Below are 11,662 nucleotides of genomic sequence, written 5' to 3' on the forward strand. Positions count from 1 at the left end.
ATGAAGGTTTACGGTAAGAAAATAGAGATGTGTGCTTGTTCTTTATTATCCTGAATAATTTGCGAATAGCCAGACAACTGCTGCTGCGTATTGGTTTTGATAAAGTAGGACATCGTCCCAAAAATACTTACCAATAGCACACCAACCACAACGGCAATGATCCACATTGGCGTCTCGCTAGAGAGCGTGTGCTTAACTTGATCAGGAATCGCCCAAAAGGGTGAAAATTCATTTTTGTTGCCACGCAAATGCTCAATCTCATCGCCCAAGCGAGAGATCAAATAGCGGATTTTCTCAGGTGCTTCGAGGCGATACCGACCCTGAAAGCCCAGCAGCATCGCATAGTGATATACTTCAAGGGCAGGCAAACGCTGCTCCCCCGTCTCACGCAAGCGATCCAGACGTTCAAAAAACTCATCACCGGCTACTTGTGATCCAAACAGTGCCAGTTGCAAAGGGTTAAGCTCCCATGCATTTTTGAGACTATCAAATTCAGGCTCTTGTGCGGTCATGATGGTTTCGTCAATCAAGGCACAGTACGCGTACTTTGCCTCGTGAATGTCTTCAGAAGCGAAGCCTTTTTTGCGGGCGCTGGCTTCAAACTTATCTAAAAAATCATATATTTTTTGACGAAAGACTTGAGGCTCAGCGCTATAATAATGATTACGCAGCAAAAAGACCAAATAAAACCCGTCATACATGATATCGACCAAAGACTGGCTATTCATGCGTTTGTCTAAGCCTTTGGTGGATACCTTTGAGGCAACCTCGCCTGAGTCCAGTAACGATGGCGCGCTCATTGAGGGTTTGTTTGCTGACATGGTGGTTCCTACGTTATATGACATCAATATATGAAAGCAGTGAGCAGCAAGTGCTCGTTAAAAAACATAAAGCTATTGGACAATGGCCATCAGTTCAATTTTTAAATCATCAAAGCCATTAGGCACATAAATACAAATCGCCTCAGACTTCATCATCTCATCATAAATATCACCCACAGGCTCAATGGCGAAATAACTAAAACCTGGTCTGACAGGGATAGCACTTGGCACTTGTGTCACATGAGAGACAGGCGTACCCGGTAATGCTGAAAGCACCCGCTTTTCTACCCCATCAGGCGTGGCCACTTTGAATCGTCTGGGCACCAGCTCGACCATCTCATGCATCGGCAATGAAGAACTGATGGACAAGTATAGCTGTGAGTTGCGCGTAATTTTGTCGCTGCTCAGCTCGCCAAGGTAATAAGAGGGCTTGATTTGACGTAATGGCACGGCAACGAAGTTACTGGCGATAACCGTATTGAGCAATTCACGAATGATATCAATAATGCCAAAAAACGACTCGTGGGTATTACTGTGGTTATAGGCAGGCAAGTCATCGACTTTATATAATGAGCTGAATGTCACCAATTGACTGGCAACACTCAAAAGCGCTTCATACAATCGCTCTGGGTGCAGCTTTGGATTACTGTATAAATGACTCAGTTGCGCATAAGCCGTATTGAGCGCGTGCAATAACCAAAAAGAAGCGATATCTGAAGAACGAAACTCCAATAAATCATTGTTGGTTTGCCGATGATGATCATAAAGTGCAGAGGATTTGGTATTGATAATCGTCATCAAGCGATAGACCTGATTGAGCAGTGCCTGATTGCTGGCGATATGCACACTTGGAATCAGATAGCTTTCATCTGCTTTATACACACCTTGCGGCGTTCGCTCAAGCTTGGCAATCAACACAGATACCGTATCGCCACTGGTTGGCTGCGGCGTATGGCTCAGCTGCAAGCTTGGCGCCAGTTTAACCACATCAATCGCTGCTTCTGTGGCCTGACTATATAAGTCTTGCGCATCAACCGTTGATCTGACATAACGGGTAGGATTGTCGTTGGCTTCTGTTTGGATGTTACCGCCATTTGACTGCAGCACCTCAAGGCTCAAAAATACAAATATATTGTCGCCTGTATCTTGATGTTCCAAATGCACTGGTTTTGGCAAAGCGTCAAGGTGCGGAGCTTGATAAATTGTCCCGTCAGGGAACACACTTGAGATGGCCTCAAAACTTAAGATATTGCTGTCTAGCAAGGCGTTATCCAGCGTCACCTCTATTGCCCCGTAGGCATAAGGATGCAGCAGCTGCATAGCGACAGCGCGCTGATGACTGTGATGATTGTCTTGCAGCTGGAAGTGCTGTGGTCTTAAAAATAACCCCTCACCCCATAGTACTTTTTGTTTACTCAAGATATTCTCCTACAGGCAGCTTACCAATGGTTGCTGATAATATTTAAGTTTGGTCATAAAATCTGGTGCCAGCTCAGGGTCAAGGCCACTATCGATACTGACATCACAAGCCCCTACGGTTAAAGACAATGGCTCATCAAAGCTAAGGCTACTGACAGGAATTAAGAACTGTGAGCGTTTTTTTGTATATCTTAAATTGATTTTAATCGCGATAAACTTGGCTTCTTCAGGCAGCGTCACACTCATATCGACCTCACGGCTTGGAATCACGCTGGCTTCTTTGCTGGCCAAGCTTTGCAGCTCAGAGAACTGACTGTCATCTTCAAGCGTTGCAATATAAGCGGTGCTGGCAGTCGCCACACGGCCACGGCCTGCATTGGCATCACTCATCGGTGTGATGTGAATAGCGACTTTTTGACGTTTGAGCTGCGCTTGCAATATTCGCATCTCATCAATGCGTGCCTGCTGAGTCTCATCCATACTTTGAATCAAAGCTTGCTGCTCTTCAAGCTGCGACTTTAAGGTCTCAAGGTCATCTTTGACTGATTCACCTTTATCATGACCGACCATCGCCATGATGGAGCTCAATGCACTTGGCTTTTGACCACTATCAACACCACTTGTACTACAGCCCACCAAGGTCACCGCTGCCATACAACAGCCAAGCCTGACCGTAGCGATACCAGCAATACATTTGTCCATTACTCTTGCCATGAAGATTATACCTTTTACTTACTGATTTGTGAGAATTTTTGCCATTTCAGGTTTACCAAGTATGTTCTTTTTACGCAGCTCAACATGACCTAAGTCTTTCATTCGCCAATCCCCGCCCCAGACCAAGCCTACAGACTTCGCCACTTTACCATACAACTTATAACCTCGCATCGCCCATGGATCACGCTCTGAAATGACGATTTTGCCGTTTCTGATAAATGCACTGTCAGCCGCCAAACCAAATTGATGATAGCTTCGATAAGCACCTGCCTTGGTCACATGTGCGCCCTTTGATAGCAGACGCGCCTGCCGCGCTGGACTGCGATAACCCTCTAGTAACACCATATCGTATCCATGCTCGTCTTTCATAATTTTATATACGGTCAACAGGCGTTGAACAAACTCGGAGTTCATTTTGTTCCAATTTCTATCTGCATTTCGTATATTAATATAACCATTGTTTAAATGAGCATCCAAATTGCTTTTTGAATCGCCCTGTCCCATCGGTACAGTGACGCTGGGTGATGCACTGCCTGTCGTGCCATTGCCAACGTTACCTCCAGTACTAGGAAAAATAGTCGCCGTCGTATTTTTTTCAGGCCAATAGCCTTGCTCCACTTTCTTGGCCTGATAGCTGGCAATTTCGGCATCCAGTTCAGCAAATAGCTCCTCAGGCGGCGCAGGTGGTGGACTCAAACGTTCCCCCAAAAGCAGCTGATTGATCTGTGTGTTGTAAGGCGTGCCTACCTGTTCATTTTTATGATAAACATCCAAAGCAGAATATTTAATCAACCAAAAACACAGCGATGCAGTACCGATCAGGATAGTTGCTGACAACACATGCACCAGCGACGGCCATTGTCGCGTTTTTAAATGGTGTCGACCCCATGAAAACGAACCACCCCGCTTAAAAACAGGACGATAGTGACTCGGCCAAGAAATATTGCGTATCCGCCCAAGCTTTTTACTGGCACCTTTAACACCCGCCGTACTCCAATTGCTGAGCATCCGTAAAATGCGACTGTCAAACAATAATATAATGACGATGGCCGAAACGACAGTTAACGCTGTGACAATGAAATAAACCATAAGTAAAAACAACAATCAGTTTTAAAGCGTAGAAAACAGAGATAAAAATCGATAAAATTTTGGCATCGTTGTAGCCATATTTTTGTAAACGTCATACACTACAAACCATTATTTTTTCAGCAAAAAGGGTCGCTCTGTGAATACCAAGCATATTTTGCACTATACCCGTCACGCATTAACCATCATACTCGTTGCTTATCTCATCCTGACGTGGATGTATTATAAAGATAATGTTGCCGAACTGACATCGATTAATTTATTGGTGTCGTTTATCATTATCCCGTTAGCCTTGTTTGCTGCTATTTTGACCATCAAGTGGCAACAAAAGAAGAGTCAAAATGCTGAGAGTGCGCCAGAAGAGACGGCAGCGCCCATTACACAAGATTTGCAACCTAAAACACACAAAATACATCTACACAGTCAGCTGCTATTACCAGAGGGAGAGCAGTTTGTTGATATTGTCGAAAACACAGATGACGTGACCGTATTGAGTCCCGTGCATGTTGATTACGACAACCTACCAATTTTAATCAAGCCGATCGGTGATATCTCAGAGCCGATCGATGATTTTGAGCTGCAAGATATTGACAACCACAACGGCACGCAGCGCCTATGCCAGCTGATCACCCATCTATTTGATCTCAATGACTCTGAGCTCTCTGATTGTGCCGCGCATTTTACGCCAACAAATCCTGAGGACAGAGCGCAACCAAATGCTGCAGTCAGTATGCATCCTGACTGGCAGCAGTCTTATATCTCAAGCACTGACAGCGCGAGTGCCGAGGATATGATCACACCTGAGCCAGCATCATTTGCCACGCTACCCGTCTATATCTATGTCCCCGCTTTGGCGAATATTAAGGATATCCATCAGGTGATAACAGCACGGCTGATAGATTATGGCTTTGATGAAGCGCATCTCTCCTTCATTAATCTCACGCAGGAAACCAACCCAAGCGACCCACTATCTGGCCTTAACCCACAGCTGATGGCCTTATCAGACAACAGTACGCCCAGCATGGCTATCGTGATCGCCGTAGACTCTGAAATCAACGACGACTGGATAGATGAACACCTGTCTCTTGCCGATGCCAATACCGCTTTACTGCCAGAAGAGGCCGCCAGTTTATTGGTGCTTTGGAACGATGCTGCTGACGCACTACTTGATATTGACGCAAAAGCGCAATACGCATTACTTGAGTATCACCACCAAGATTCGGCCAAGGGGCGCAGTGCAGATATGCGTCTGCTTAACCTTATCAAGGATGCTATCGCAGCCAAATTACTCAATCAGGATGCAAAAACAGATAATAGTACCGCAATATCTAACAGCGAAAAGCAAGGCAAATCAGCAGACGATGAGGGTAGCGATACATTGTCAGGGCATAGTATAACCGTCTTGTCTGACATAAATCCAGTCAAGCAACCATTTGATACTGCTATATTTATGAGCTTTGTTGATCATATTTTAGATCAAGGAGCACTGGTAAATGACTACCAGTTAGGGCATCATATGCATCGCAGCGATTGGATGAGATGTTTGATTGCTATGTCACTGTTTGCCGATATTGAGGTTGACGATCAATCAGAGTCAGATATTGTTTGCTTAACGATGCAGCAGGATACAGGCTATACACTTTGGCTGGCCGAGCCCAAAACCATGTCATGAATCAGACAAACTTTGGCTATCCAACCTTAATTACTTCACGCTTATATTAGGTATCGAGCATGTTTTCTAGGTTTTTTCATTTAATTTATGACCCAAGAGTACTTATGGCCTTGGCCGCTATCGTCGCTTTGGTACTGCTGTATGACTATGTGATGCTGCGTACCTTTTTGATTATTGTCGGTGTGCTTATCTTCAGTATCATTGCAGGTGCGGCTGGTTATTACTATTGGAAAAAAAGAAAACAGGCTTCAGCTGAGCTTGCAGATCTGGTTGAAGACAACAATGATGAGGCAGCCAATACCAAGCCTGACGAAAACTCGCAAGAAACACAAGCGCTGCGTCAGCAAATGCAAGAAGCCATCAAGACCATCCGAAAGTCTAAGCTTGGCGATCAGACGGGGCGTGCGGCGTTATATGAGCTGCCTTGGTATATGGTTATTGGCAACCCTGCAGCAGGTAAAAGCTCGGCCGTACTTCATTCAGGGCTGAAGTTTCCCTTTATGGAAAAAAATAACCAACTGTCTGTCAAAGGCGTTGGCGGTACCAGAAACTGCGACTGGTTTTTTTCGACAGAAGGCATTTTGTTAGATACCGCTGGGCGCTATTCTGTCTATGACGAAGACCGTTCAGAGTGGCTATCATTTCTCAATTTACTCAAGAAAAATCGCGCAAAAGCCCCGATCAACGGCATTATCATCGCGGTTAGTATTGCTGAGCTGACCAAAAATGACCCCAGCTATGCGCTTGATTTGGCAAAAAATCTGCGAAGTCGCGTACAGGATTTAACCAAACAGCTTGAAGTCTATGCGCCTGTGTATGTGGTCTTTACCAAGATGGACTTGGTATCTGGCTTTAGAGACTTCTTTAATGACTATGAGCAAGAAGAGCGAGAGCAGGCTTGGGGCGCCACTATCCCCTACCCTGAGAATCCTGATGATGTCAATGTTGACGAGGTATTTGAGCATCACTTCAACGTGCTGGTCAATGGCTTGAAAGATTTGAGTACCACCAAGCTCTCATTGCGTCATCAAAGAACCGTCTCACCAAGCTTGATGACCTTCCCTATGGAGTTTCAGGCGTTACGGCCAGTCATCCGCACCCTGATGCATGCCTTATTCGAAGACAACCCTTTTCAGTTTAAACCAATCTTACGCGGATTTTATTTCACCAGTGCTCTACAAGAAGGTCAGGTCAGCAGTCAGATGACCTTGCAGATGATGCAAAACTTTGGACTGCATCAGCCTACCGTGCCGCTGGGCGCACAAAAAGAAACTACCAATAAATCATACTTTTTGAATGACTTGTTTTCTGAAGTCATCTTAAAAGACAAGCACTTAGTCAAACAGCACAAAAACCGCAATCAGCGCCATTACCGAGCTGTAGCGGCACTTTTATCAATTGTTGTTTTGTGCAGCGCTGCTGGACTGTGGACGTGGTCTTATGCCAATAACAAGCAGTTGGTTGAACGAGTTGAAGCCGATTTACAACAAGTGGCTCAAATTCAGCAGTCCTCAAAAGGCGACTTAAAAAGCCAGCTTGAGTCACTGAGTATTTTGCAAAACCGTATCGAGCAACTAGAAAGCTATGATGACAGTCGTCCTTTATCTTTGGGCATGGGCTTGTATCAAGGTGACGCGCTCAAACAAAAGTTGCTGGCTGAATATTTCAACGGTATTGAAATCATCATACTAAATCCGACCAAACAAAATATCGAACAGTTCTTGGCTAAAGTGAATGCTAATGCTGAACAGCTCAAAATGAAAGCCGCTGACAGCAAAGACGAGCAAGCCATAGACAACAAAAACATGTACATTCAATCTGATCCGACGGACGCTGAGGACGCCTACAATGCCTTAAAAGCATATTTGATGCTCAGCAGTCACGAGCATTTAGAGACCAGTCATCTAAGCGATCAGACAACGCGTTTTTGGCGCAGCTGGCTTGAGGCCAACCGCGCCAATATGCCAAAAGATAGCATGATTCGCCAAGCAGAGCAGATTTTGAGTTTTTCACTCAACCATGTTCACGATGAACAGTTTCCTTTGGTACAAAGCGATTTGGGATTGATTGATCAAACCCGCGCTACCCTATCCAAAGTGAGTAAAGGCGTGCCTGCACGTGAGCGCGTGTACGCTGAAATCAAAATGCGTGCCTCAGCCCGTTTCCCATCTGTGACCGTAGCCCAGATTACTGCAGACGATACACACGAAGCGCTATTAGGTAGCCGCGTGATCTCAGGCACGTTTACCCGAAAAGCATGGGAGTCGTTTATTAGTGAAGAGATTGATAAGGCCGCTACTACTAAAGTCGTCGCTGATGACTGGGTGCTTGAAACAAACAGCCAAAACGACTTGACCTTGACAGGTAGCCCTGAGCAGATCCGTCAATATCTGGTCAGTCGTTACAAACAAGAATATATTGGTGAATGGAAACGCTTTTTGAGCCAAGTGTATGTCAGAGACAGTGAAGGTTTCGATGACCATGCTGTGCTCCTCAATCAGTTGTCTAACGCCAAAACCTCACCGCTAAAAACCTTATTTGAAACCATTGATCGACAGACTCAGTGGGATAATAAAGCGACAAACAATACGCCTAATAATGGCGCAGAGACTCGTCGCGGCTTTGTGAACTGGTTTAAACGAACCATCTTGCGCCAGAGTCCTGCGGAGCTTAGACAAGCAGAAGCGATGATCAATCGTGACAATGATGAGACTCCAGCAGCAGCACCGCAAAGCAGTATGGGCGTGGTGGCACAATCGTTCTCCTCTATTCACAACTTAGTGACGCCGCGAGAGGACAACCAAAACCTATCACTGCTAGATAACTATTTGGCCAGCTTAGGTAATGTGCGAACCCGATTTAATAACATCTCTCGCAGTGATGATATTGGCCCTGACACGCTGTTATTCGCCTCACAGACTTTGAGTCCTGAGGGGTCAGAGCTGACCAAATCGCTCCAGATATTGGATGAACAGATTTTGAGTCAGGCCAACTCTGAGATGAAACAAATCGTGCGACCATTATTAAGTGAGCCCTTAACCCGCTCATTCAACATGTTGCTGACACCGACCAAAGCCGAGATCAATAAAGTATGGCAAGCTCAGGTCTATAAGCCATTTACTGATAACTTGGCCAAAAAATATCCCTTTACTGCTAATGCCAATGTGGAAGCCACTCCAGCTGAGATTGGGCAATACTTCGGTAGTGACGGCTATGTTGCCAAATTCGTCAATGAGACGTTATCGCCCTTTATCATTCGCCGTGGCGATCAGATTTCTAGCAAGATTTGGAACAACGCAGGATTGGGCCTCAACCCTCAATTTGTGGCTGACTTCAAACGTTACTTCCAAAACTATACGGGTAACAATCGGCCAGCCGGCGGTGCGAATGCGGACACCAATACGGCGGCTAACCAGACTACCTTCCAAATTATGCCGCTACCTGTGAGTGGCTTGACGGAATATACCATCGTCGTTGATGGTCAGCAGCTGCGTTACCGTATGGGGGTTCAGGCTTGGACGACGTTCGTTTGGCCAAACCCAAGTAGTCAACCAGGGGCCAGTATCCGTGCCAAAGACTATGATGGTAGAGACTTTATGGTGTTTGAAGAAGCCGGCGCCTTTGGTGTTGAAAGGCTGATTAACTCGGCCACTCGTACAGAGCTTGGTGATAATATTTTTGAGATGTCATGGACTGGTGACGATATTACCATCCCTGTTAGATTTAGAATCATCAGTGGCAGCGGTGACACTGCCAGAGAGGGACAATCTAACAATCCATTTACAGGCATGAAACTGCCAGAAGAGGTTATCGGTAAAGGCGTCACGCGCTCAGCGCAGCCAGCAACGCCGACTCAAGCTCCTAGCAGCAATGCCATGAATGCGACCGATAACCCGCAAACCAACACAGCACCAACAGCCCCCAATGCACCGACACCATCTACCAATAGCACGCAGACAGGGACTGATGCAGACACAACAGCAACCACTGCAACCAACTCAGAGACGCCGCAAACGGTGACGACACCAAGCGCAGTCTCTCCAACAGAAAACACGCTAAGCACGACTGCCCCGCGACAGGAGCAAAATCCATGACCACTGACTGTATCTCATTGACGTATTTTGGCAAAATTCCCTCGCGAGGAGACTTTATCCGGGCGCGCACTCACGCTTATGAGATTGATGCGATTGATCTTTGGATCAGCGAGGCTTTGGGACAATCAGAACATCTGTTCAACCAAACCAAAGCGATTTACTTTAGCCGCGTCAATACCGTAGAGCAACAAGCGATTAGTGGGGTTTTAATACCCAGTCATGACAGCACACAGCGCCAATATCCACTGATTGGCTTTGCACTCGATTATATTGAAAAGCCAAAGAACTGGCTGAAATACTTGCCTATTCATGCTGCAAGCTTATGGAGTGATACAGAAACGGTTTTACACTCGGCAAAAGCGCAGCAAGGTGATGTAGAAGCAAATAATATACTAAACAATTGCTCATTAACTATTGATACCAATGCCAGTACCCATTATTATGATTTCATCAGTAAGGTGACCTTAGATGATGTCTGCCAGTCGCTAGAGCAAAACAAAGCACAGCTGATTGAAAAAATCATCGCAACAGGTCTATTATTCTTACCTACTTATAGCAAAGGCTTTTATGGCTTGAACAAGGCGCTATGCTGGGCGTTGACCACTGATAAACAAACCGCTGTTTTAATGGCCACTTTTTGGCACGACTTAATTCACGGATTTTATCAACCGCATGACGTTATTTTGCATACGTACTTGTATCAACAAGCTGACAAATATCATATGACGTTGAGCTTTGGTGCGCCCAACAGTCAGTTTTTAGCACAACTGACAGCGCCTAAAGAAGAATCGACCGATCATGATCAATGGGTGTTTATCGATGATAGTGCATGGACACAGGGCTACATAGAAGAAGATATCGGGCTGACACGACTACAAAAGATACTGTCTCAAGATCATCTGTATTTATATGACGTCCGTCAGCTGTTTAAGCAAATATTTTTAGCACAGTAACCGACCTGTGATCTCACTGAGCACCTATATAAGATAAGGTTTTTTATGCCATTACCTACCATATTTGCCCCATTTAAGCGGCGCGGTGACCACAAAATGATATCTACCTTTTTAAAAAGACCCGTATTGCTCAGCGGTGCATTGGCCATCATGGCTAGCGGGTCACTATATCTCTCACCAACCTCGATAGCTGCCCCACTGCCTGAAACAGCTACTGATGATGTGCCTGTAGTCATCAAAGGCGTGGTCGCCACCACATCAGACAAACAGCAACTACTGACCAAGCTTAAAGATCAATACCCAAATAAGACCATCAATGACGAAGTAGAGGTACGCTCCAATATCAGTCTACCAACCAACTGGCAGCAGGTTGCTACAGCCATCATTGATAGCGATATCACTACTATTCGCCAAGGTCGTATTGATATTCATGGTACCACCATCAGCCTACACGGTAAGGTCAATAGTGTTGAGCAAAAGGAGGCGATCCAAAAACGCATCCATAGCCGCTTAACCGACCTATATCAGCTGGACAATCAGTTGGAAGTCACTCAGGGTGAGCAGCAACTGATCGATCAGACACTTGGTAATCGTATTGTCGAATTTGAGTCAGGAAGCACCAATCTAACTCCGCTAGGACTGGGTATCTTAGATGAGATGGCAGATGTCATCAGAAGTATCGGCGACCAACCCGTTACCATTACTGGTCACACAGATAATGTGGGTAACCCAAGCTCAAACTTATTGCTCTCCAACCAACGTGCTGAAGCAGTCAAGCAATACTTGATCGGTAGAGGTATTGCTTCGACGCGCCTGTCTACAGAAGGTAAGGGGGATACTGATCCTGTCGCCAGCAATGACACGCAAGAAGGACGGATGCGTAATAGACGCATTGAGTTCACC

General features: G+C 45.6%; 8 protein-coding genes. 4 read left to right on the forward strand and 4 right to left on the reverse strand.

Annotated elements, in window-relative coordinates:
- Window positions 1-8 precede the first annotated feature (8 nt).
- The 4 genes from icmH to ACFI32_RS14130 all read right to left on the reverse strand — a co-directional run bounded on the left by icmH (window position 9) and on the right by ACFI32_RS14130 (window position 3,791).
- The gene (gene icmH / locus ACFI32_RS14115; RefSeq protein ID WP_462627250.1) at window positions 9-821 is read right to left on the reverse strand and encodes a type IVB secretion system protein IcmH/DotU; all 813 of its coding nucleotides are present in this window, start codon (window positions 819-821) and stop codon (window positions 9-11) included.
- Between the two features lie 72 nt (window positions 822-893).
- On the reverse strand, window positions 894-2,240 hold the full coding sequence (gene tssK, locus ACFI32_RS14120) for a type VI secretion system baseplate subunit TssK (RefSeq protein ID WP_462627251.1): 1,347 nt from the start codon (window positions 2,238-2,240) through the stop codon (window positions 894-896).
- A gap of 9 nt (window positions 2,241-2,249) precedes the next feature.
- Window positions 2,250-2,954 carry a hypothetical protein gene (locus ACFI32_RS14125; protein ID WP_462627252.1) on the reverse strand — a complete coding sequence of 235 codons (705 nt, stop codon included), beginning with the start codon at window positions 2,952-2,954 and terminating at the stop codon, window positions 2,250-2,252.
- Window positions 2,955-2,972: 18 nt separating this feature from the next.
- A complete protein-coding gene (locus tag ACFI32_RS14130; protein WP_462627253.1) occupies window positions 2,973-3,791 on the reverse strand; it encodes a M15 family metallopeptidase in 819 nt (272 codons plus the stop codon).
- Window positions 3,792-4,179: 388 nt separating this feature from the next.
- Here ACFI32_RS14130 and ACFI32_RS14135 point away from each other — a divergent pair, with 388 nt between their 5' ends.
- The 4 genes from ACFI32_RS14135 to ACFI32_RS14150 all read left to right on the forward strand — a co-directional run.
- On the forward strand, window positions 4,180-5,712 hold the full coding sequence (locus ACFI32_RS14135) for a hypothetical protein (RefSeq protein WP_462627254.1): 1,533 nt from the start codon (window positions 4,180-4,182) through the stop codon (window positions 5,710-5,712).
- 104 nt (window positions 5,713-5,816) lie between these two features.
- On the forward strand, window positions 5,817-9,806 hold the full coding sequence (tssM, locus tag ACFI32_RS14140) for a type VI secretion system membrane subunit TssM (protein WP_462627255.1): 3,990 nt from the start codon (window positions 5,817-5,819) through the stop codon (window positions 9,804-9,806).
- Complete coding sequence (gene tagF / locus ACFI32_RS14145; RefSeq protein ID WP_462627256.1) at window positions 9,803-10,759, forward strand: type VI secretion system-associated protein TagF; 957 nt, start codon at window positions 9,803-9,805, stop codon at window positions 10,757-10,759. The genes tssM and tagF overlap by 4 nt, the downstream gene beginning before the upstream one ends.
- A 45-nt stretch (window positions 10,760-10,804) precedes the next feature.
- A partial coding sequence (locus ACFI32_RS14150; RefSeq protein ID WP_462627257.1) for an OmpA family protein occupies window positions 10,805-11,662 on the forward strand: 858 nt, incomplete at its 3' end.

It is taken from the genome of Psychrobacter sp. PSi21 (assembly GCF_054960615.1).